Here is a 21430-nt window from a genome sequence, read left to right as displayed (position 1 = left end):
GGGTTAGTGGCTCAGGCCGTACTTCTTGACCTTGTCGAACAGCGTGGTCTTGGCCATGCCCAGTTCCTGGCTGGCCTGGGTCAGGTTGCCGCCGCTGCGCTGCAAGGCATCGCCCAGCAGATTGCGCTCGAAGGCTTCCACCGCTTCGGCAAAGCCCAGGCCCTGGGCCGGGTGGCTGCCGGATTTCTTGAACACCGGCAGGCCCAGGGCGAAGCGCTCGGCGACGTTGCGCAGCTCACGCACGTTGCCCGGCCAGTCGTGGCTCATCAGGATCGATACGGTCTGGTTGTCCAGCTCCGGCACCGCGCGGTCGAAACGCAGCGACGACTGCTGCAAAAAGTGCTCGAACAACTGCAGGATGTCCTCGCGCCGCTCGCGCAAGGGCGGCAGCTCCAGGGTCACCACATTCAACCGGTAATACAGGTCGCTGCGAAACTGGTTGGCGCGGCTCAACTCATCGAGGTCGGACTTGGTCGCGGCAATCACCCGGCAGTCCACGGCCACGCTCTGGTTCGAGCCCAGGCGTTCCAGGGTGCGCTCCTGCAAGACCCGCAGCAGCTTGATCTGCAGGTTGATCGGCATGCTTTCCACTTCGTCGAGGAACAGCGTGCCGTCATGGGCGTGCTCGATCTTGCCGATGCGTCGCTTGCCGGCGCCGGTGAAGGCGTTGGCTTCGTGGCCGAAGATCTCGCTTTCGAACAGGTTCTCCGGCAGGCCGCCGCAGTTCAGCGCGACGAACTGGTGAGCGTGACGTCGACTGAAGTCATGCAGGCAGCGCGCGACCAGTTCCTTGCCGGTGCCGGTCTCGCCTTCGATCAATACGTTGGCCGAGGTGTCGGCGACGTTGGCGATCAGCTCGCGCAGGTTCTGCATGGCCGGTGAGCGGCCGATGATCCGGCCTTCCAGGGAGTCGCGCTCGGCCAGCTGCCGGCGCAACGAGGACACTTCCCGAGCCAGGCCCCGCTGTTCCAGGGCGCGGCGCGCAACGTCCACCAGGCGCTCGGGGGAGAAGGGTTTTTCCATGAAGTCGTAGGCGCCTTTCTGCATCGCGCCCACCGCCATGGAGATATCACCGTGCCCGGTGATGAGTACCACTGGCAAGCTGCGATCGCGCGCCTTGAGGCGGGTCAGCAGCTCCAGGCCGTCGATACCCGGCAGGCGGATATCACTGATCACGATGCCGGGAAAGTTCTCGCCGACCTGGGCCAGGGCGTCCTCGGCACTGCCGACGCCGATGCAGGGGATGTCCTCCAGCCCGAGGGCCTGTTGGCAGCCCAGCAGGACATGGGGGTCGTCTTCGACGATCAGCACGGTGAGGTCGTGGTTCATAGCGGCTCGGCTCGAGTGGGGCTTACCAGGGGCAAGCTGAGGACGAAGGCGGTGCCTCCGGTGGCCGGGTGCTCGACACCCAGATTGCCGCCGGTGGCCGCGGCCAGGCTGGCCGACAGGGTCAGGCCGAGGCCCAGGCCCTGTTCACCCGGCTTGGTGGTAAAGAAGGGTTCGAACAGGTGCTTGCGCGCCTCGGCGTCGATGCCGTGGCCGTTGTCACGCACCCGCAGGCGGTATTTATCGTCGACCTGTTCGCCTTCCAGCCACAGCTCGGGCGCCGGTTGCGCCTGCATGGCGTCCAGGGCATTGCCGATCAGGTTGACCAGAATCTGCTCCAGGCGCGTCTGGTCGATTTGTACCTGAACGTCGCTGAAGTGACGGCGCAGGGCCAGTGGCAGTGGTTCGATACGCGCGTTGAGCAGTTGCAGGGCCGCGTCCACCGCCTTGCCCAGGCTGGCTTCGCCCTGGTCGTCACCGCGCCGGGCGAAGGAGCGCAGGCTGGCGGTGATGCGGCCCATGCGATCGATCAATTCATTGATGGTCTTGAGGTTGGCGCTGGCGGTGTCCAGGGCTCCCCGTTCCAGGAAGCGCACGGTGTTGCCGGACAAGGTGCGCAGCGCCGCCAGCGGCTGGTTCAGTTCGTGAGCGATGCTGGTGGACATCTGGCCGATGGCCGCCAGCTTGCCGGCCTGCACCAGTTCGTCCTGGGCGCGGCGCAGGGTCTCTTCGGCCTGGCGTCGTTCGCGGATCTGACCCTTGAGCCGTTCGTTGCTGGCACGCAGGTCGGCGGTGCGTTCGGTAATCCGACGCTCCAGCTGATTGTTGGCTTCCTGCAGCGCTTCACGGGCGGCCAGGCGGGTGGCGATCACCTTGCGCCGTTCGTTCCAGGCGATCAGCAGGAACGCCACCAGGGCGAAGGCCACCGCCACCAGGATGCCCTGATTGATGGCTTCGCGGCGCAGGTCCTGCAACGGGGTGAGCAGGGTGAAATTCCACGGTGTGTCGCTCAGGGGCCGGGTCTGGGACAGGTAACTGATTTCCTGTTCGTCGGAGACCAGTTCGGTGTTGGCCGGGAAGGTCAGTTTTTCCACGCCCTCGGCCAGGCGTTCGCGGGCCAGGGGTTCCAGTTCGTTGAGCGGGAACCAGTAGTACTGCAGGCTGCGGGCCAGGCGCTCCTTGGTTTCATCGCTCAGGGGACGGACCGACTTGAGCCGCCGCGCCGGGTCGCTGGAGAGGATGATGATGCCGTTCTCGTCGCTGACAAAGGCTTCCAAGCGTGCTCGCTGCCAACGCTCTTCCAGGGCTTCGAGGCGGACCTTGACCACGGCCACGCCGATGATCTTGCCCTGGGCCTCCAGGCCATGGGCCAGGTAGTAGCCCGGCTCGCCGTTGGTGCTGCCGATGCCGTAGAAACGTCCGGGCTGGCCGCGCACGGCGTTCTGGAAATACGCGCGAAATGACAGGTCTTCACCCAGGTAGCTGTCGACATCCCGCCAGTTGCTGGTGGCCAGCACCCGGCCGGTGGTGTCCATCACGTAGATCGCCCGACTGCGGCTGCGCCGGTTCAGGCCTTCGAGGTAATCATTGACCGTTTGCCGGTGTTCGGGCGTCGGGTCTTCCAGCAGCCGGGAAACGCTGGATTCGAGTTCCAGCAGGCTGGGCAGGTAGGTGTATTTGCTGATCTCGCTTTCGACGGCGCGGGCGTGCAGTTCCAGCTGCCGCTCGCCGTTTTCGCTGAGGCTGCGGACCCCGTTGTGCTCACTGACCCAAAAGCCGGCATACCCCAGGCCGATCATCAGCAAAATGATCAGTGGCGGCAGGAACAGTTGGCGAATCAGGCGAGGTTTCACGGCGAGTGATGGCGGCGCGGCGCGATAGAGAGTGGGGTCGCATTTCATCACAGATGCCTTGGGTCAACCAGCATGGCGAGGGGCCTGCTCTGGTTTCCAGTCGAGCGCGGAACCCGTGGCGAGGGAGCGTGCTCCCGCTCGGCTGCGAAGCAGTCGTAAAACCGGTAATCGCGGTGTGTCAGGCACAGCGCGGTTGCAGGTCCTGGGGCCGCTGTGCGACCCCGCGGGGGCGAACTCCCTCGCCACACGGGCAAGGGAAGCGCCAAGGTTTCAGTGCTGCAGGATTTTCTCGAGGAAATGCTGCGCACGTTCGGAACGGGCACTGATGTCGCCGAAGAACTCTTCTTTCTGACAGTCTTCGATGATTTTGCCCTGGTCCATGAAGATCACCCGATCCGCCACTTTGCGGGCGAAGCCCATTTCGTGGGTGACGCACATCATGGTCATGCCTTCGTGGGCCAGTTGCACCATGACGTCGAGCACTTCGTTGACCATCTCCGGGTCCAGCGCCGAGGTCGGTTCGTCGAACAGCATGACCACCGGGTCCATCGCCAGCGCACGGGCAATCGCCACACGCTGCTGCTGGCCGCCGGAGAGTTGGCCGGGGTGTTTGTGGGCGTGGGCGGAAAGGCCGACGCGCTCAAGCAGTTGCAGGCCTTTCTTGGTGGCTTCTTCCTTGCTGCGACCCAAGACCTTAATCTGCGCGATGGTCAGGTTTTCGGTGATGGTCAGGTGCGGGAACAGTTCGAAATGCTGGAACACCATGCCGACCCGCGAACGCAGTTTCGGCAGGTTGGTCTTCGGATCGGCAATGGAGGTGCCATCGACCACGATGTCGCCTTTCTGGAACGGCTCCAGGGCGTTGACGCATTTGATCAGCGTCGATTTGCCGGAACCGGACGGCCCGCACACCACGATCACTTCACCTTTCTTGACCTCGGTGCTGCAATCGGTCAGCACCTGGAAGTCCCCGTACCACTTGTTGATGTTCTTGATAGAGATCATACGGCAAACCTTTTTTGCAGACGCTTGACCAGCAGCGAGGCGGCAAAGCTGATTGTGAAGTACACGAGCCCTGCGAAGATCAGGAACTCATTGGAGCGACCGATGATGTCGCCGCTGGAGCGCGAGGCATTGAGGAAATCCACCAGGCCCACGGTGTACACCAGCGAGGTGTCCTGGAACAGGATGATGCTTTGTTGCAGCAGCAGCGGGGTCATCTTGCGAAAGGCCTGGGGCAGGATGATCAGGCGCATGGTCTGGCCATAGCCCATGCCCAATGCCTGGGCGGCGCCCATCTGGCCCTTGGGGATCGACTGCACGCCGGCACGGACGATTTCGCAGAAGTACGCCGCTTCGAACATCATGAATGCCACGATGCACGAGGTGAACGCGCCGATCGGGGTGTCTTCGCCGGTGATCCAGCGCAGCACGAACGGCACCGCCAGGTAGAACCAGGTGATCACCAGCAGCAGCGGGATCGAGCGGAAGTAGTTGACGTACGCACCGGCGATCCGCGATAGCAGTTTGCTGTCGGACAGGCGCATCAACGCCAGGATGGTACCCAGGATGATCCCGCCGACGACGCCGAGCACCATCAGTTGCAGGGTCATCAGCATGCCGTTCCACAGGCCGGGAATGGCCGGGACGATGCCACTGAAATCAAATTCCATTATTTACCCCCCACGGAGATCAGGCCGGGCACTGCGACTTTCTTCTCGACCAGGCGCATCAGCAGCATCAGGCTCATGTTCAGGGTGAAGTAGATCAGGGTGGCCAGGGTGAAGGCTTCAAACAGGTTGGCGGAAAACTCGGCGGTCTGTTTGGTCTGCGCCAGCAATTCCATCAGGCCGATCAAGGACGCCACGGAGGAGTTCTTGAAGACGTTGAGGAATTCCGAGGTGAGCGGCGGAATAATGATCCGATAGGCCTGGGGCAGCAGCACGTTCCAGTAGATCTGCGGCAGCTTGAAGCCCATGGCGCGAGCGGCGGATTCCTGGCCCCGTGGCAGCGCCTGGATACCGGTACGCACTTGTTCGCAGACCCGGGCGGCGGTGAACAGGCCCAGGCACACGACCACGCTCAGGTACGCCGACGTCGTCGGGTTGAGGTCCTGTTTGTACCAGTCCTGGAGGTTTTGCGGCAGCAGGTCGGGTACCAGGAAGTACCAGATAAACAGCTGAACCAGCAGCGGTACGTTACGGAAGAGCTCCACGTAAACCGTGGCGATCCCCGATACCAGGCGATTCGGCACGGTACGCATGACCCCGAGCACCGAGCCCAGTGTCAGCGCGATGATCCAGGCCACCACGGCAATGGCGATGGTCCAGCCCAGGCCGGAAATGAACCAGTCGAGATAGGTCTCGCTGCCCACGCCGGTGGACTTGAAGAACACGCCCCAGTCCCAGTTGTAATTCATTAGGGTCTCCCCTCAGATCGATCGATGTACAAGCACCCGCTTGGGGAGAATCCTTTCCCGCCTGATGTTGAAGATCAGGCACACACGATCGGCTCGACAACCACCGGTTCGAGTGTTTCCAAAAAATGCCAGCAGGTAGTGACAGACTCCTGAAGGGGCGGGGCCCCTTCAGGATGTAAGGTTAGTCAGGAATCAGGACTTTTTGTCGTCAGCCGCTTTGTCGGTCGGGTTGGCGATCAGGGCCTTGAGCTCGTCGCTCATCGGGAACATCAGGTTCAGGCCTTTTGGCGGGATTGGCGATTGGAACCACTTGTCGTAGATCTTGTTGATCTCGCCCGACTTGTAGGTCGCCACGATGGCGTCGTCGACCGCCTTCTTGAACGGGGCATCGCCCTTGCGCACCATGCAGCCGTAGATTTCATAGGACTGCGCGGTACCGGTCACGGCCCAGTCGGTCGGCTTCTTGGCCTTGGCCATTTCACCGGCCAGCAGTGCGTCGTCCATCATGAAGGCAACGGCGCGGCCGCTTTCCAGCATGTTGAAGGATTCACCGTGGTCCTTGGCGGAGATCACGTTCATGCCCATCTGCTTGTCGGCGTTCATCGACTTGAGGATGCGCTCGGAGGTGGTGCCGGCGGTGGTCACCACGTTCTTGCCCTTCAGATCAGGGAAGTCTTTGTAGGTGGAGTCTTTCTTGGCCAGCAGACGGGTGCCGATTTCGAAGATGCCTACCGAAAAGTCAACTTGCTGCTGACGCTCGACGTTGTTGGTGGTGGAGCCGCACTCGACGTCCACGGTGCCGTTCTGCACCAGCGGGATACGGGTTTGCGAGGTGACCAGGTTGTACTTGACCTTGAGATCCGGCATGTCGAGGTCTTTCTTGATGGCTTCGACGATTTTCAGCTGGATGTCGTGGGAGTAGCCAACAGGAACGCCGGAAGCATCCGCGATGTAGGAAAACGGAATGGATGCGTCGCGATGTCCGAGGGTGATGGTGCCGGACTCTTTGATCTTCTTCAGTGTGCCGGTGAGTTCGGCTGCGAAAACTGGAGTGCTAATCAGAGCGGCAGCGATAGCTGCGCCCAACAGGTGGGGAACGATGCGCATCAATATTTCCTCGACATTTGTTTTTTTTATGAAGCCAGTTCGACGGCTCTTTTATACAGCGAATGCCTTGACGGCTCCTGATGTGTTGGCGATCAGGCATTCGTCGCAGAGTGTAGAGCATGAGTCGTGCCAGGCCAGGATAAAAGGATCAAGAGGCTGATTTAAAAGGGAATTAAATATATATCCAGGGTTTCTGAAGCGGCGATTATCCGGTTATCCGAATCCGCGCGGGATGCTCGTTCGGAAAACCGAACATCCACCGTCTGGCTGGCACACCCTGACGCAAAACCCCCGGGCCATGAGGCGCCGGGGGTTGGGGTGAAGCACTCGGGGAGATCAGGCCGCTTCGATCTTGCGGCGGTTCTGCTCGACCTGTTCCAGATAGTCCCGCAGCTTCTGCTGTTCGGCTGCGGTGGTGAACAGGCCGAGTTTGCTGCGCCGCCACAGGATGTCCTCGGCGTTGACCGCCCATTCCTCGCTGCACAGGTAGTCGACTTCACGGGTGTAGAGCCCGCCACCCAGGTGCTCGCCCATGTCGTTCAGGCCTTGCACACCTTCCAGCAGGCGCCAGGTGCGGCTGCCGTAGGTGGTGGCCCAGCGCAGGGCGATTTCCCCGGGGACCCAGTCGTACCGCTTGCGGATCGCCTCGCTCAGCGCCTGTGGGGTGCTCATGTCCTCGCCGCCCGGCAGGGTCGCGTGGGCCGTCCAGCTCGGGCGGATGTCCTTGAAATAGGGCGCCAGTTGAGCCAGTGCCGACTCGGCCAGTTTGCGGTAGGTGGTCAGCTTGCCGCCGAACACCGACAGCAACGGCGCCTCATCAGCCGCGCCGGACAGGGCCAGGGTGTAGTCGCGGGTCACGGCCGAAGGGTTGTCGGACTCGTCATTGCACAGCGGGCGCACGCCGGAATAGGTGTGGACGATATTGTCGCGGCTCAGCTGTTTCTTGAAGTGGGCATTGACCACGTTAAGGATGTAATCCGTCTCGCCGTCGGTGATCGTCACTTTCGCCGGGTCGCCGGTGTATTCGCGGTCGGTGGTGCCGATCAGGGTGAAGTGATTCAGGTACGGGATGGTGAAGACGATGCGCTGATCTTCGTTCTGCAGGATGTGCGCATGTTCACCTTCGTAGAGCTTGGGCACGATCAGGTGGCTGCCCTGGATCAAGCGGATGCCGTAGGGCGAATCCAGCTTCAGGTCATCCTTGATGAACTTGGCGACCCACGGCCCGGCCGCATTGACCAGGGCCTTGGCGCGGATCGAGAACAGACTGCCGTCGGCGCGCTCCAGGTGCAGGTGCCACAGGCCCTTGCTGCGCCGGGCGCTGACGCAACGGGTCTGGGTGTGGACGTGGGCGCCTTTCTCCCGGGCAGCCATGGCGTTGAGCACCACCAGGCGCGCGTCATCGACCCAGCAGTCGGAGTATTCGAAACCCTTGGTGATTTGCGCTTTCAGCGGGCTGTCGGTACCGAACTTGAGGCTTTTGGAGCCGGCGAGTTTTTCTCGCTTGCCCAAGTGGTCATACAGAAACAGGCCGGCACGAATCATCCACGCCGGGCGCAGGTGTGGGCGGTGCGGCAGCACGAAACGCATCGGTTTGACGATGTGCGGCGCCTTGGCCAGCAGCACTTCGCGTTCGGCCAGGGCCTCGCGCACCAGGCGGAATTCGTAATGTTCGAGGTAGCGCAGGCCGCCGTGGATCAACTTGCTGCTGGCTGAAGAGGTGTGGCTGGCCAGGTCGTCCTTTTCGCAAAGGAACACGGACAGGCCGCGACCGGCGGCATCGGCAGCGATCCCGACTCCATTGATCCCGCCGCCAATCACGGCAACATCGTAGACCTCGGCAAGAGGGGGCGTGGGCAAGGTAGAAGTGGGCATCGGCGGGCCTCGGGTTTCTTTTAATATTTGAATTGATATTGGAATTCGAACATTAATGTTCATTTCCGAAAATACTAGCGCATAAAGTCGCCCACAGCCAGTCGCCTTCGATTGAAAAAACTGATCGAAGCGGGCTCAAAGGAAAATATACGAACATTGTTCGACGCTTTGAGGCAGTCGTGGAGACTGCTCAGGCGCAGGTGGAAAAAGCCAAGCCTGCTGCTGCAGGCTGCTTGGGGGAGGGGTTACACCACTTCGAGGCGGATCTTGTGCTGGCTGAGCAGTTGGGCGAGGGCCGGGACGGGCTGCTGATCGGTTACCAGGCAGTCGATCAGGCTGATCGGCCCCAGGCGGATCATGGCGTTGCGCCCGAACTTGCTGGAGTCGGCGGCCAGGATCACTTGCCGGGCGTTGGCGATGATCGCCTGGGAGACCCGTACTTCCTGGTAGTCGAAGTCCAGCAGGCTGCCGTCTTCATCGATCCCGCTGATGCCGACCAGGGCGAAGTCGACCTTGAACTGATTGATGAAGTCGACGCTGGCCTGGCCCACCACACCGCCGTCGCGGCGCACGGTGCCGCCGGTCAGCAGCACGTCAAAGTCGTCCTTGGCGCTGAGCATGGAGGCTACGTGCAGGTTGTTGGTGATGATCTTCAGGTGGTTGTGGTTGAGCAGCGCCCGCGCAATGGACTCGGTAGTGGTACCGATATTGATGAACAGCGAGGCGTGGTCGGGAATTTGTGCGGCGATGGCTTCGCCGATGCGTTGTTTCTCATCGCGCATCTGATCGGCGCGCATGGCATAGGCGGTGTTTTCGACGCTGGAGTCGTAGGCGGCGCCGCCGTGATAGCGACGCAGCAGGTTCACTTCCGCCAATTGGTTGATATCGCGGCGGATGGTTTGCGGGGTAACAACGAACAGCTGAGCCATTTCCTCGATGCTGACGTAGCCGCGTTCGCGGACCAGTTCGAGGATTTGCTGCTGACGGGGAGGCAGATTCATGGGGCTTCCTTTGGGCTGCCGTGCAAAATTTGCCCATGATGCCGCAGGAATCTGCTCCCTACCAGTTACAACCGGACGCGAATCCGGCCTCAGGCCTGCTCAGCGCCTTCGTGGGGTTCCCAGTCGCGGGTGCGGCTGACGGCTTTTTTCCAGCCGGCGTAGAGTTTTTCCTTGGCGGCTTCGTCCAGGGCAGGTTCGAACTCGCGCTCGATCACGGCCTTGCCCCGCAACTCTTCCAGGCTGCCCCAGAAGCCACAAGCCAGGCCCGCCAGGTAGGCGGCGCCCAGTGCCGTGGTTTCGCGCATTTGCGGGCGCTCGACCTGGGTGCCGAGGATGTCGGCCTGGAACTGCATGAGGAAGTTGTTGGCCACCGCACCACCGTCCACACGCAGGGCCTTGAGGCGTTCGCCGGAGTCCTGTTGCATGGCGTCGAGTACGTCGCGGGTCTGGTAGGCGATGGACTCCAGGGCCGCGCGAATGATGTGGTCAACCCGCACGCCACGGGTCAGGCCGAACAGCGCGCCACGGGCATAGGGGTCCCAGTACGGGGCGCCAAGGCCGGTGAAGGCCGGGACCAGGTACACGCCATTGCTGTCCTTGACCTTGTTGGCGAAGTATTCGGTGTCGTGGGCGTCGTTGATGATTTTCAACTCGTCCCGCAGCCACTGCACAGTGGAACCGCCGTTGAATACCGCGCCTTCCAGGGCGTACGCCACTTCACCCCGTGGGCCGCAGGCGATGGTGGTGAGCATGCCGTGCTTGGATTTGACCGCTTTGTCGCCGGTGTTCATCAGCAGGAAGCAGCCCGTGCCGTAGGTGTTTTTTGCCTGGCCCGGCTCGACGCACATCTGGCCGAACAGCGCCGCCTGCTGGTCGCCGGCAATACCGCCGATGGCAATACCGCTCTTGGTGCGGCCGTAGATTTCGGACGACGACTTCACTTCAGGCAGCATGGCCCGCGGGATATCCAGCACTTCCAGCATCTTGGCATCCCACTCCAGGGTGTGGATGTTGAAGAGCATGGTGCGCGAGGCGTTGGTGTAGTCGGTGACGTGGGTCTTGCCGCCGGTAAATTTCCAGATCAGCCAGCTGTCGATGGTGCCGAACAGCAGTTCGCCGTCACGGGCACGCTCACGGCTGCCTTCGACGTTGTCGAGGATCCACTTGAGCTTGGTACCGGAGAAGTACGGGTCGGTGACCAGGCCGGTGGTGTCGCTGATGTATTGCTCGTGGCCGTCGCGCTTGAGCTGCTGGCAGATCTCGGTGCTGCGTCGGCACTGCCAGACGATGGCGTTATAGATCGGGCGGCCGGTGTTCTTGTCCCAGACCACGGTGGTTTCGCGCTGGTTGGTGATGCCGATGGCAGCGACCTGGTCATGGTGCAGGCCAGCCTGGGCCAGGGCCTCGACCATCACTGCGCTCTGGGTGGCGAAGATTTCCATCGGGTCGTGTTCGACCCAGCCGGCTTGCGGATAATGCTGGGCGAATTCGCGCTGAGCGGTGCAGACCACATTGGCGTCACGGTCGAAAATGATCGCGCGCGAGCTGGTCGTACCCTGATCGAGGGCAATGATGTAGTTCTTATTCTGAATGTCGGTCATGTCGATTGCCTTGGACGAAATAAGGAAGTGAGGTGAGGCGCGAGATCGGTTTGGGCAGGATCTCGCGCCCGCGGTTTCAAGAAGTTCTTACTTTGCCGTCAGTGGCCGGTTCTGCGTCCTTTGTAGCAGCAATGGCGCTAGGCAGGTGACGGGCAATCAGCCCGCGATAGGCTGCTGCACCGAGGCAGGCACCGACGATCGGAGCAAAGATCGGTACCAGGAAGTATGGGATATCACGGCCGCCGGTGAAGGAGACTTCACCCCAGCCCATGAAGAAGGTCATCAGTTTTGGACCGAAGTCCCGCGCCGGGTTCATCGCAAAGCCGGTCAGCGGACCCATTGCGCTGCCGATCACGGCAATCAGCAAACCAATCAGCAAGGGCGCCATCGCACCCCGTGGCAGGCCGTTGTTGTCGTCGGTCAGGGACATGATCACCCCCATCAGGATGGCGGTGATCACCACTTCCACCAGGAACGCCTGAGCCGTCGACAGCGCCGGGTGCGGGTAGGTGGAGAACACCGACGCCAGCTCCAGGCTGGCCTGGGAGCCGCGAATCATCTGGTGGCTTTGTTCGAAATCGAAGAACAGGTTGCTGTAAAGCGTGTAGACCAGCAGCGCTGCGCAGAAGGCGCCGGCAACCTGGGCGAGGATATAGAACGGCAGTTTGCGCTTCTCGAAATCGGTAAACAGGCACAGCGCGATGCTGACGGCAGGGTTGAGGTGGGCCCCGGAAACCCCGGCCGTGAGGTAGATCGCCATGCTCACGCCGATCCCCCAGATAATGCTGATTTCCCACAGGCCGAAGCTGGCACCCGCCACCTTGAGCGCGGCGACGCAACCCGTACCAAAGAAGATCAGCAGGGCGGTGCCCAGGAATTCGGCAGTGCATTGGCCGAAGAGCGTTGGTTGTTGTAAAGCAGTTGTCATTGAAAACCTCGTTTTTTGTTGTTGTCTGACGCTTGGGCTAAGGGTGCCAAGCGCGATTTTCACCACCATCAGGATCCCCATCCCGATAACGGCTTACTGCCGGTACACCATTCGATCTACAGCATGATATTCATAAACGAAAAAATATAGACAAGAAACACTGCTGTCAAAGGTCGAAAGTGAACCGGTAGTCATTTTGTAGTTATCAGTCAGGTGAATGTTCGTCACAAGGGCACTCCGGCCCCTGGGACAATCTGTCGCCCAACGCCCGGGAAAATCGTTTCGACCCGGGTTGGCGGGCCTCGGGGTAGAGCCTTTTGCCGATTGATGTCCTAGAATCCGAGGCCCATGTTTTTAGTCTTTGTCCCTCCCTTGGAGCTGCCATGACCCCTGCACTGGATCTGCTGAAAAAAGTTCGCGCCGAACATCGGGTGCACAGTTACGAACATGATCCCAAGGCAGCCTCCTATGGGCTGGAGGCAGCGGAAAAACTGGGCCTGGACCCGGCGCAGGTGTTCAAGACGCTGTTGGCCAGCAGTGAAAAGGGTGAATTGCTGGTGGCGGTGGTGCCGGTCGTCGGAAGTCTTGATCTCAAGGCCCTGGCCCAGGCCGCAGGGGTCAAGAAAGCCGAAATGGCAGACCCGGCGGCCGCGCAACGGGCGACTGGCTACCTGCTGGGGGGGATCAGCCCGCTGGGGCAGAAGAAGCGCTTGCGGACCTTTATCGACAACAGTGCCCAGCCGTTTGCGAGCATCTTTGTCAGCGCCGGGCGCCGTGGGTTGGAAGTCGAGCTGGCAGCGGCGGTGCTGGCGGAGCATACCCAGGCCAGGTTTGCCGATATCGGTCGCGCCTGAAGGCACTGGCGCCACGCCATGGGGAGAGGCCGGCGCTGTATGGTGAAAAATCCCCTGTTCTGTGGCTATCGCCTCCGGGGGGCGGGCCTCCATGCTGCGCGTCGCCTGTTCATGGAGAAGCCACATGCAATTCGAGTTTCATCAAGTCGACGCCTTCAGCGACCGCCCCTTCAGCGGCAACCCGGCCATGGTCTATCGCCTGGCGGCCTGGCCAGCCGATGCGCTGATGCAAAATATCGCCGCCGAACACAACCTGGCGGAAACCGCCTTTGTGGTGCGTGAAGACGCCGGTTGGCGCATTCGCTGGTTTACCCCGCTCACCGAAATCCCGCTGTGCGGGCATGCGACCCTGGCCAGTGCCCATGTGCTGTTCGAGGTGTATCAGGAGCCGGCGCAACGCATTGATTTCCTCAGCCGCTCCGGCCCCCTTAGCGTCACCCGCGACAGTGGGCGACTGTGGCTCGACTTTCCCCGTCGCCAGCCGGGCGAAGTCGGCGGGCTCGATCTGGCCGCTTTGACCCAGGCACTGGGGCGCGAGCCGGTGCAGGTGCTGGCGGCCAACGAGCTGTTGGTGGTGCTCGATTCGGAGCAGGCCGTGCGTGATTGCCAGCCGGATCTGGCCGCCCTGGCCAAACTGCCGTGGCCCGGGGTGATTGTCACTGCTGTGGGGCGTGAGCATGATTTTGTGTCGCGCTTTTTTGCGCCAGCGATTGGTATCAATGAAGACCCGGTGACCGGGTCGACCCATTGCTGCCTGATCCCGTATTGGGCCGAACGCCTGGGCAAGACCGAGCTTACGGCCTACCAATGCTCGCAACGGGGTGGGGAGTTGTTCTGTCGGCTGGAAGGGGAGCGGGTGAAGATTGGCGGCGACGCGACCCTGGTGGCCTGCGGCGAATTGTTGTTGGGCTGAGGGGCAATGTGCAGGCGCCGTCCGATGGCGGCGCCTGCATAGCGGCAAGCCGGTGTGCGGTCAGTGGGCCGTGCTGTAGCGACGGACCCCGGCTTCGACCTGGACCATCTGCGCCGCCGTGCTGCCGTTGGCCTGGAACAGCACCAGGTGCTCGGCTGCGACCCGAATGCCCACATCCGCCCCGACCTGGTGGTCGACGTGGCTCGGGAAGATCGACTCCAACTGGCTACCGGTGGGCAGCTGCAGGCGGTACAGAGTCGATGCGCCAAGGAAGGTCTTGCCAACAATCCGCGCCTTGAGCGTGCTGTCCGGGGCGTAGACGATATCGTCCGGGCGCAGCAGGACATCCACCGCTCCCCCCACCGGCCAGGTATAGGCCCGATTGCCTCGCAGCATGCCGAGCTCGGTCTGCACCGATTCCGGGGTCGTGAGCTGCCCGCGAATAAAATAGCCCTGGCCGATAAAGCTTGCGACAAACGGGGTCAGCGGCTCGTGGTAGAGGTTGTAGGGCGTATCCCACTGCTCCAGGCGACCTTCCTTGAACACCCCGACGTGATCGCTGACGGCGAACGCTTCTTCCTGGTCATGGGTCACCAGAATCGCGCTGGTGCCACGGGCCTTGAGGATGTCGCGCACCTCATGGCTGAGCTTGCGGCGCAGCTCGCCGTCGAGGTTGGAGAAGGGCTCGTCGAGCAGCAGCAATTGCGGTTCCGGCGCCAGGGCTCGGGCCAGGGCCACGCGTTGCTGTTGGCCGCCAGACAGCTCGTGGGGGAAGCGCTTGCCGAGGTTCTTCAGGTTGACCAGCTCCAGCAACTCCTCGACCACTCGCTCTTTCTGCGGGTGCTTGCGGATGCCGAAGGCGATGTTGTCCGCCACGCACAAGTGCGGGAACAGGGCGTAATCCTGGAACACCATGCCGATGCGACGGCGTTCCGGGGCCAGGGTGAAGCCGGCGCTGGAAATGGTCTCGCCGGCGAGCTGGATCTCGCCTTCGTGCACCGGTTCGAACCCGGCAATCGCACGCAGGGTGGTGGTCTTGCCGCAGCCGGACGAGCCGAGCAGGCAACCGATGTCACCGGCGTTCAGGTGCAGGTTGAGGTTCTGGACGACCCGTTGATCCTGGTAGCCGCAGGCGAGATTGCGCAGGTTTAGCAGTAATGGCTGGCTCATGCGTGGTGGTACGCCGGCTCGACCAGAAATTCGAGCAGGGCCTTTTGTGCGTGCAGGCGGTTTTCGGCCTGGTCCCAAGCCACTGAACGGGCATCGTCCAGCAGGTCGAGGCTAATTTCTTCACCGCGGTGCGCCGGCAGGCAATGCATGAACAGCACGTCCTCGGCCGCGAGGTCGAGCAGGGCGCGGTTGACCTGGAACGGGGCGAACAGCTTCAGGCGCTTGGCGGTTTCTTCTTCCTGGCCCATGGAGGTCCAGACGTCAGTGCTCACCAGGTGGGCGCCGCGCACGGCGTCTTTCGGATCGCGGACGATGGTCACGCGATCGCCAGCCTGGGCCAGGAAGTGCGGGTTGGGCTCGTAGCCTTCAGGGCAGGCGATGCGCAACTGGAAGTCGAACTGGATCGCCGCTTCTATATAGCTGTTGCACATGTTGTTGCCGTCGCCGATCCAGGCCACGGTCTTGCCCTGGATCGAGCCGCGGTGTTCGAGGAAGGTTTGCATGTCGGCCAGCAACTGGCAGGGATGCAGGTCATCGGACAGGCCGTTGATCACCGGCACGCGGGAGTTGGCCGCGAACTCGGTCAGGGTGCTGTGGGCGAATGTACGGATCATCACCGCATCGAGCATGCGCGACATGACGATCGCGCAATCGCTGATGGGCTCGCCGCGACCCAGTTGGGTGTCGCGCGGGGACAGGAAGATGGCCTGGCCGCCGAGCTGGATCATGCCGGCTTCGAATGAAAGACGGGTACGGGTCGACGACTTCTCGAAAATCATTCCGAGCACGCGGTTTTTCAATGGCTCGAACAGTACGCCGCGGTTACGCAGGTCCTTCAGCTCGATGCCTCGACGAATCACGCTGACCAGCTCTTCGGGCGTGCAATCCATCAGGGAGAGAAAGTGCCTTGCGCTCATCATTAACTACCTTTTTGCAACAGACCGCAGATACTCAAAGCCTTGTTTATTTGAAAAACGGGCGAGACCTGCGGCGAAAGCCGCACGGGGCGACGAAATAGGGGAAGGCGCGATCTTATAATTAAATGTCGCGTCTTACCAATAGTGCTACGGCGTTTAGGGGATTTCAGAGAGGCTACGGTGCGAGTGCGGTAGCGCTTTTGAAGCCTGTTTCCTGACAGCAGCCGGCCATTTGTACACTGCCCCCACGCCGCTTGGCAATCAAGCAGGGCGGGCGCGGCGTGATCCCGGTCGTTTTCTGACCTGTCGGGCGAGGGGTTTTCCGGCAGCATTCACGGGCATGCACTCTGAAATATTTCCTAATGCAAAGTGCTGGAGTTATAACTGCGCAACAGCGACAGGGAAGTGTTGGCAATGCAGACAAAGGAACAACAACTGATGGCGCTGTTGGGGCTGACGGCACGGGCGTTGACGGACATGACGGCGTCCATGACCACCCTGTCGTTCGAGTTGCTGCGTAGCGAGGACGATGTCACACGCAATGCGGCGCGGCAGATGATCGATCGGATGATGACCATCAGTGCCGGCCTGGACGAGCAATGGCGCCTGCTGGCTGAGCTCGGCGGTCAGCAGGCCGAGCCGGACCCGCTGCTCAACGTGGCACAGATCACCGCCCAGGGCCCTCCCGGCTTGCCTTCCAACTGAGCGTCGGCGGTTATCGGCAGGCCTGATGCCCTGCGATTCACAGGACACCTCTCCCTGGCGCTGGGCACCCCGCAGCGCCATAGTTTTGTTTCCGCGGCCCGCTGGCTGCCCTGAATACAATAGAGACTGGCCATGACCAAGACTCTCCATCACCGTGCCTGCCATTTGTGTGAAGCCATCTGCGGCCTGACCATTGAAACCACCCAGGCCGAAGGCGCCGCGATCAGGATCACGTCGATCAAGGGTGACAAGGACGACAGCTTCAGTCGCGGCCATATCTGCCCCAAGGCAGTGGCCCTGCAAGACATCCAGGATGATCCTGATCGCCTGCGCCAGCCCATGCAGCGGGTGGGTGACCAGTGGCGGCCAATCGCCTGGGACGCGGCGTTTGCCCTGGTGGCCGAGCGCTTGGCGGCGATCCAGCAGCGCCACGGCAACAACGCCGTCGCCACCTATCAGGGCAATCCCAGCGTGCACAACTATGGGTTGATGACCCACAGCAACTACTTTCTCGGCCTGCTGAAAACCCGTAACCGTTTTTCCGCGACCTCGGTCGACCAATTGCCCCATCACCTGAGCAGTTACCTGATGTACGGCCACGGCCTGTTACTGCCGATTCCGGACATCGACCACACCGACTTCATGCTGATCCTGGGCGGCAACCCGTTGGCCTCCAACGGCAGCATCATGACCGTGCCGGATGTGGAGAAGCGCCTGAAGGCGATCCAGGCCCGAGGCGGCAAAGTGGTGGTGGTCGATCCGCGGCGCAGCGAAACCGCCGCCATCGCCGATCAGCACCTGTTCGTGCGCCCGGGAGGCGATGCCGCGCTGCTGTTCGGGATGTTGCATACCTTGTTCGATGAGGGCCTGACTCGCCCCAGCCATTTGCCGGTGGACGGTCTGGACCAGGTGCGCGAATCCATCGCCGGCTTCAGCGCCGAGGCCATGAGCCCGCTGTGCGCCGTGCCAGCCTTGCAGATCCGCCAGTTGGCGCGGGACTTTGCGGCCGCGGACAAAGCCGTGTGTTACGGGCGCATGGGGGTCTCGACCCAGGCGTTCGGCACCTTGTGCCATTGGCTGGTGCAATTGATCAACCTGGTCACTGGCAACCTCGATCGGGTTGGTGGTGCGCTGTGCACGGAGCCGGCGGTGGACCTGGTGGCATCGACCTCGGGCGGGCACTTCAATGTCTGGCAAAGCCGGGTTTCCGGACGGCCTGAATACGGTGGCGAGTTCCCGGTATCGGCACTGGCCGAGGAGATTCTGACCGAAGGTGAGGGCCAGGTCCGGGCGCTGATCACCATTGCCGGCAATCCGGTGCTGTCCACGCCCAATGGCCGGCAACTGGAGCAGGCGCTGGACGGCCTGGAGTTCATGCTCAGCATCGATTTGTACATCAACGAAACCACGCGCTACGCGGACTTGATCCTGCCCTCCACATCGGCCCTGGAGAACGATCACTACGACACCACCTTCAATATGTTCGCGGTGCGCAATGTGAGCCGTTTCAACCAGGCCATTTTGCCCAAGCCCGAGGGTGCGCTGCATGACTGGGAGATCTTCGTCGGCCTGGCCCAGGCTTTTGCCGCCCACAGCGGCCAGCCGCTCAAGCCCACCGTGGCGCCGGCGCAGATGATCGATCGGGGGCTGCGAGGCGGTCGCTACGGTGATGACTCGACGTACCAGCTTTCCCTGGCGACCCTGGCCCATCATCCCCATGGCATCGATCTGGGGGCGCTCAAGCCGAACCTGGCGCAGCGCCTGAAGACCGAGAACCAGCGGGTGCAAGCCGCCCCGGCGGCGATTCTGGCTGATCTGGAGCGTTTTGCCGCGTTGCAGGCGCCCCCGGTCGATGAATTGCTGATGATCGGGCGGCGCCACGTACGCAGTAATAATTCATGGATGCACAACTATCACCGGCTGGTGAAGGGCAAGCCGCGCCATCAGTTGCTGATGCACCCCGATGACCTGGCCAGTCGTGGTCTCAGCGACGGGCAACGAGTGCGGGTCAGCTCGCGGGTCGGGATGATTGAAGTTGAAGTGCTGGCCAGCAGCGAGATGATGCCGGGGGTGGTCAGCCTGCCTCACGGTTGGGGGCATGCGCGGCCTGGCGTGCACATGAGCATCGCCAGCGAGCAGCCGGGCTCCAGCGCCAACGACCTGACCGATGAGCGGCAACTCGACGAATTATCGGGGAATGCGGCGCTCAACGGCGTGCCGGTCAAGGTGCAGGCTGCTTGAGGTGTCTGTCGGGGAGACCGAGCATGGCGCTCGGCTTTCCGTTACAATGCGCCACCGTGCCGACAACAGAGTCGGAAAGTTCAGCCGAGGTGTTCCATGGATATCATCGAAACTATTAAAGAGCAGATTGCCAACAACACCATTCTGCTTTACATGAAAGGCTCGCCGAATGCCCCACAGTGTGGCTTCTCCGCGAAAGCCGCTCAGGCCGTAATGGGCTGTGGTGAGAAGTTCGCTTACGTGGACATCCTGCAGAACCCGGAAATCCGCGCCAACCTGCCGAAATACGCCAACTGGCCAACCTTCCCGCAACTGTGGGTGGGTGGTGAACTGGTCGGCGGCAGCGACATCATGGCCGAGATGTTCGCCAACGGTGAGCTGCAGACCCTGGTCAAGGAAGCTGCCGAAAAAGCCGCTGCGAACAAGACCGAAGCCTGATGCAGGTGCAGTAGCTTCTACGCTGCTGCAGGCCGTGAGGCCATCGAATAAAAGCCCCGCCATGCGGGGCTTTTGTTTTTGCGGTGATTGATAAGTGCGAAGTAATTAAAGGGTCGCATATCGTTATCAATCGCAACTACAGCTTATCTAAATAAGCCGCGCAATAAAAAGCCCCGCGCCTCGATTAAGAGGGCGGGGCTTTTTAACAGTGGTGAGCGCTGCGAAGGTTATTCGCCCATCTGCGATTGCAGATAGTTCTCGATACCCACTTTGTCGATCAGGCCCAGTTGGGTTTCCAGCCAGTCGATATGTTCTTCTTCTGACTCAAGGATATCCTCCAGCAGTTCACGGCTACCGAAGTCGCCGGTGACTTCGCAATGGGCGATGGCTGCCTTGAGGTCGGCGTGGCCGGTGCGCTCGATACGCAGGTCGCACTCAAGCATTTCCTTGGTGTGTTCACCGATGTGCAGCTTGCCCAGGTCCTGGACGTTCGGCAGGCCTTCGAGGAAGAGGATGCGCTTGATCAGCTTGTCCGCATGCTTCATCTCGTCGATGGACTCGTGGTACTCGTGTTTGCCCAGCTTGTTCAGGCCCCAGTCTTCATACATGCGTGCATGCAGGAAGTACTGATTGATCGCGACCAGCTCATTGGCAAGGATCTTGTTGAGATGCTGGATGACTGTAATGTCGCCTTTCATGATGGGGTCCTGCCCTGTATCAGCTGTGTATAAGGCGGAGTCTGAGCTGCGCAATCATGAGTGTCAAACCTAAGTTATTGAATAATATATGAAAATTAATCGGAATAAGAATGTTTGTGTTCCGCGTTATGACGCTAAGCGATTGAATTCTAGGCATAAAAAAACCGGACACTAAGTCCGGCTTCTTGAAATACGGTTATTTACGCGACATTAAATTCTACGGGATAGGGAATCGCTGCCTGGCTGCTTTGCACTTTGGTCAGGGTTTCCCGCACGACCTGCTTGGCCAGGCATGCACATTTGCCGCATTGGCTGGCGACGCCGGTGGCTTGGCGTACTTCGCGGTAGCTGCAGCAACCTTCAAAGATCGCATCGCGGATTTGTCCGTCGGTGACGCCAGTGCAGAGGCAGACATACATAAGGTGAGAACCGTCGCTGGTTATGGCCCAATTGCGATGGATCTTAATGTTAACGAGAATGATTGTCAAAGTGGTTTGGCGGGGTTTTTCAGCGAATCGGACAAGTCTGACGAACGGCCTTTTTTCGGCCCCGCGGGCTGGTATCGAAACGGGCGGTTTTGCACGCATCCACAGCAGCAGATCTAAAAACGATTAAGGACAGCTCAAACACGCGGTGTATGATGGTCGGTCCTTACGCAGCAAGATCGCGTCACCGGGTTGTCGTATAGCCGCGGCAGACTGGGATGATCTTGCTCTTCATTCGACCACACCAGGAGATATCCAATGAGCGTACTCGTAGGCAAACAAGCCCCTGACTTCACCGTTCCCGCTGTTCTCGGCAATGGCGAAATCGTCGACAGCTTCACCCTGTCCTCGGCCATCAAAGGCAAATACGGCCTGGTGTTCTTCTACCCGCTGGACTTCACCTTCGTTTGCCCGTCCGAGCTGATCGCTCTGGACCACCGTATGGCAGACTTCAAGGCACGTAACGTAGAAGTGATCGCGGTTTCGATCGACTCGCACTTCACCCACAACGCCTGGCGCAACACCCCGATCAATGCCGGCGGCATCGGTCAGGTTCAGTACATCATGGCTGCTGACATGAAGCACGACATCGCCAAGGCCTACGACGTTGAGTCCGAAGGCGGCGTGGCTTTCCGTGGCGCATTCCTGATCGACGACAAGGGCGTTGTCCGCTCGCAGATCATCAACGACCTGCCACTGGGCCGTAACATGGAAGAGCTGATCCGTCTGGTCGACGCTCTGCAATTCCACGAAGAGCACGGCGAAGTTTGCCCAGCCAACTGGAAAAAAGGCGACAAAGGCATGACCGCTTCGCCAGAAGGCGTTGCTGCCTACCTGAGCGAGAACGCCGGCAAGCTGTAAGCCGCGCGTCACGCATAAAAAAACCGGCCTCAGGGCCG

At 61.2% G+C, this 21430-nt stretch carries 20 protein-coding genes; 6 read left to right on the top strand and 14 right to left on the bottom strand.

Annotated elements, in window-relative coordinates; all coding sequences use genetic code 11:
• Positions 1–3 precede the first annotated feature (3 nt).
• The 10 genes from aauR to AC19YX_RS17105 form a co-directional block, all read right to left on the bottom strand.
• Complete coding sequence (aauR, locus tag AC19YX_RS17150; protein ID WP_078471938.1) at positions 4–1329, bottom strand: two-component response regulator AauR; 1326 nt, start codon at positions 1327–1329, stop codon at positions 4–6.
• On the bottom strand, positions 1326–3227 hold the full coding sequence (gene aauS / locus AC19YX_RS17145) for a two-component sensor histidine kinase AauS (RefSeq protein WP_500606652.1): 1902 nt from the start codon (positions 3225–3227) through the stop codon (positions 1326–1328). The genes aauR and aauS overlap by 4 nt, the downstream gene beginning before the upstream one ends.
• A gap of 222 nt (positions 3228–3449) precedes the next feature.
• On the bottom strand, positions 3450–4184 hold the full coding sequence (locus tag AC19YX_RS17140) for an amino acid ABC transporter ATP-binding protein (RefSeq protein WP_020298565.1): 735 nt from the start codon (positions 4182–4184) through the stop codon (positions 3450–3452).
• A complete protein-coding gene (locus AC19YX_RS17135; RefSeq protein ID WP_078471936.1) occupies positions 4181–4852 on the bottom strand; it encodes an amino acid ABC transporter permease in 672 nt (223 codons plus the stop codon). Before AC19YX_RS17135 ends, AC19YX_RS17140 begins: the two co-directional genes overlap by 4 nt.
• A complete protein-coding gene (locus AC19YX_RS17130) occupies positions 4852–5598 on the bottom strand; it encodes an amino acid ABC transporter permease (protein ID WP_020298567.1) in 747 nt (248 codons plus the stop codon). The genes AC19YX_RS17135 and AC19YX_RS17130 overlap by 1 nt, the downstream gene beginning before the upstream one ends.
• Positions 5599–5790: 192 nt before the next feature.
• Positions 5791–6705, bottom strand: a complete 915-nt coding sequence (locus AC19YX_RS17125; protein WP_020298568.1) for a glutamate/aspartate ABC transporter substrate-binding protein — start codon at positions 6703–6705, stop codon at positions 5791–5793.
• Positions 6706–7041: 336 nt separating this feature from the next.
• A complete protein-coding gene (gene glpD / locus AC19YX_RS17120; protein ID WP_500606651.1) occupies positions 7042–8580 on the bottom strand; it encodes a glycerol-3-phosphate dehydrogenase in 1539 nt (512 codons plus the stop codon).
• 245 nt (positions 8581–8825) lie between these two features.
• A complete protein-coding gene (locus AC19YX_RS17115; protein ID WP_020298570.1) occupies positions 8826–9581 on the bottom strand; it encodes a DeoR family transcriptional regulator in 756 nt (251 codons plus the stop codon).
• A gap of 89 nt (positions 9582–9670) precedes the next feature.
• Positions 9671–11182 carry a glycerol kinase GlpK gene (gene glpK, locus AC19YX_RS17110; RefSeq protein ID WP_078471934.1) on the bottom strand — a complete coding sequence of 504 codons (1512 nt, stop codon included), beginning with the start codon at positions 11180–11182 and terminating at the stop codon, positions 9671–9673.
• 76 nt (positions 11183–11258) lie between these two features.
• Positions 11259–12110, bottom strand: a complete 852-nt coding sequence (locus tag AC19YX_RS17105) for an MIP/aquaporin family protein (RefSeq protein WP_020298572.1) — start codon at positions 12108–12110, stop codon at positions 11259–11261.
• A 383-nt stretch (positions 12111–12493) separates the two neighbouring features.
• Here AC19YX_RS17105 and ybaK point away from each other — a divergent pair, with 383 nt between their 5' ends.
• Positions 12494–12964 (top strand): Cys-tRNA(Pro) deacylase, encoded by a 471-nt coding sequence (gene ybaK / locus AC19YX_RS17100; protein ID WP_020298573.1) that lies wholly within the window; start codon positions 12494–12496, stop codon positions 12962–12964.
• A gap of 124 nt (positions 12965–13088) precedes the next feature.
• Positions 13089–13877: a PhzF family phenazine biosynthesis protein gene (locus AC19YX_RS17095; protein WP_500606650.1), complete on the top strand. Its 789-nt coding sequence runs from the start codon at positions 13089–13091 to the stop codon at positions 13875–13877.
• Between the two features lie 60 nt (positions 13878–13937).
• Here AC19YX_RS17095 and AC19YX_RS17090 read toward each other — a convergent pair whose 3' ends face one another.
• Both AC19YX_RS17090 and argF read right to left on the bottom strand, forming a co-directional pair.
• Entirely contained in the window at positions 13938–15047 is a 1110-nt protein-coding gene (locus AC19YX_RS17090; RefSeq protein WP_078471932.1) for an ABC transporter ATP-binding protein, read from the bottom strand.
• Positions 15044–15964, bottom strand: coding sequence for an ornithine carbamoyltransferase (argF, locus tag AC19YX_RS17085; RefSeq protein ID WP_020298576.1), 921 nt, complete (start codon positions 15962–15964; stop codon positions 15044–15046). The genes AC19YX_RS17090 and argF overlap by 4 nt, the downstream gene beginning before the upstream one ends.
• A 414-nt stretch (positions 15965–16378) precedes the next feature.
• On the opposite strand from argF, the gene plzR reads away from it, so the two are divergent.
• From plzR to grxD, 3 genes are all read left to right on the top strand, one after another.
• Positions 16379–16669 carry a PlzR type 4 pili assembly inhibitor gene (gene plzR, locus AC19YX_RS17080; protein WP_078471931.1) on the top strand — a complete coding sequence of 97 codons (291 nt, stop codon included), beginning with the start codon at positions 16379–16381 and terminating at the stop codon, positions 16667–16669.
• A 132-nt stretch (positions 16670–16801) separates the two neighbouring features.
• On the top strand, positions 16802–18910 hold the full coding sequence (locus AC19YX_RS17075) for a molybdopterin oxidoreductase family protein (protein ID WP_500606649.1): 2109 nt from the start codon (positions 16802–16804) through the stop codon (positions 18908–18910).
• Between the two features lie 96 nt (positions 18911–19006).
• Positions 19007–19348: a Grx4 family monothiol glutaredoxin gene (gene grxD, locus AC19YX_RS17070; RefSeq protein WP_020298579.1), complete on the top strand. Its 342-nt coding sequence runs from the start codon at positions 19007–19009 to the stop codon at positions 19346–19348.
• A gap of 227 nt (positions 19349–19575) precedes the next feature.
• On the opposite strand, the gene bfr is transcribed toward grxD, so the two are convergent.
• Together bfr and AC19YX_RS17060 are read right to left on the bottom strand one after the other, a co-directional pair.
• Positions 19576–20046, bottom strand: coding sequence for a bacterioferritin (gene bfr / locus AC19YX_RS17065; RefSeq protein WP_020298580.1), 471 nt, complete (start codon positions 20044–20046; stop codon positions 19576–19578).
• A gap of 200 nt (positions 20047–20246) precedes the next feature.
• Entirely contained in the window at positions 20247–20465 is a 219-nt protein-coding gene (locus AC19YX_RS17060) for a bacterioferritin-associated ferredoxin (protein WP_020298581.1), read from the bottom strand.
• 324 nt (positions 20466–20789) lie between these two features.
• Between AC19YX_RS17060 and AC19YX_RS17055 the strand changes: the two genes are divergently transcribed.
• A complete protein-coding gene (locus AC19YX_RS17055; protein WP_020298582.1) occupies positions 20790–21392 on the top strand; it encodes a peroxiredoxin in 603 nt (200 codons plus the stop codon).
• The last annotated feature ends 38 nt before the right edge of the window (positions 21393–21430 follow it).

Source organism: Pseudomonas sp. MF09150, assembly GCF_059862355.1.
This window is presented reverse-complemented; position numbering and strand designations above follow the sequence as displayed.

Excerpts from the sequence above, each read along its gene's own strand:
- AC19YX_RS17105 (WP_020298572.1), bottom strand. The coding sequence starts at position 12,110 with ATGACAACTGCTTTACAACAACCAACGCTCTTCGGCCAATGCACTGCC.
- argF (WP_020298576.1), bottom strand. The coding sequence starts at position 15,964 with ATGAGCGCAAGGCACTTTCTCTCCCTGATGGATTGCACGCCCGAAGAG.
- AC19YX_RS17140 (WP_020298565.1), bottom strand. The coding sequence starts at position 4,184 with ATGATCTCTATCAAGAACATCAACAAGTGGTACGGGGACTTCCAGGTG.
- AC19YX_RS17060 (WP_020298581.1), bottom strand. The coding sequence starts at position 20,465 with ATGTATGTCTGCCTCTGCACTGGCGTCACCGACGGACAAATCCGCGAT.
- AC19YX_RS17130 (WP_020298567.1), bottom strand. The coding sequence starts at position 5,598 with ATGAATTACAACTGGGACTGGGGCGTGTTCTTCAAGTCCACCGGCGTG.
- AC19YX_RS17125 (WP_020298568.1), bottom strand. The coding sequence starts at position 6,705 with ATGCGCATCGTTCCCCACCTGTTGGGCGCAGCTATCGCTGCCGCTCTG.
- grxD (WP_020298579.1), top strand. The coding sequence starts at position 19,007 with ATGGATATCATCGAAACTATTAAAGAGCAGATTGCCAACAACACCATT.
- plzR (WP_078471931.1), top strand. The coding sequence starts at position 16,379 with ATGCAGACAAAGGAACAACAACTGATGGCGCTGTTGGGGCTGACGGCA.
- ybaK (WP_020298573.1), top strand. The coding sequence starts at position 12,494 with ATGACCCCTGCACTGGATCTGCTGAAAAAAGTTCGCGCCGAACATCGG.
- AC19YX_RS17055 (WP_020298582.1), top strand. The coding sequence starts at position 20,790 with ATGAGCGTACTCGTAGGCAAACAAGCCCCTGACTTCACCGTTCCCGCT.
- bfr (WP_020298580.1), bottom strand. The coding sequence starts at position 20,046 with ATGAAAGGCGACATTACAGTCATCCAGCATCTCAACAAGATCCTTGCC.
- aauS (WP_500606652.1), bottom strand. The coding sequence starts at position 3,227 with ATGAAATGCGACCCCACTCTCTATCGCGCCGCGCCGCCATCACTCGCC.
- aauR (WP_078471938.1), bottom strand. The coding sequence starts at position 1,329 with ATGAACCACGACCTCACCGTGCTGATCGTCGAAGACGACCCCCATGTC.
- glpD (WP_500606651.1), bottom strand. The coding sequence starts at position 8,580 with ATGCCCACTTCTACCTTGCCCACGCCCCCTCTTGCCGAGGTCTACGAT.
- AC19YX_RS17135 (WP_078471936.1), bottom strand. The coding sequence starts at position 4,852 with ATGGAATTTGATTTCAGTGGCATCGTCCCGGCCATTCCCGGCCTGTGG.
- AC19YX_RS17095 (WP_500606650.1), top strand. The coding sequence starts at position 13,089 with ATGCAATTCGAGTTTCATCAAGTCGACGCCTTCAGCGACCGCCCCTTC.
- glpK (WP_078471934.1), bottom strand. The coding sequence starts at position 11,182 with ATGACCGACATTCAGAATAAGAACTACATCATTGCCCTCGATCAGGGT.
- AC19YX_RS17090 (WP_078471932.1), bottom strand. The coding sequence starts at position 15,047 with ATGAGCCAGCCATTACTGCTAAACCTGCGCAATCTCGCCTGCGGCTAC.
- AC19YX_RS17115 (WP_020298570.1), bottom strand. The coding sequence starts at position 9,581 with ATGAATCTGCCTCCCCGTCAGCAGCAAATCCTCGAACTGGTCCGCGAA.
- AC19YX_RS17075 (WP_500606649.1), top strand. The coding sequence starts at position 16,802 with ATGACCAAGACTCTCCATCACCGTGCCTGCCATTTGTGTGAAGCCATC.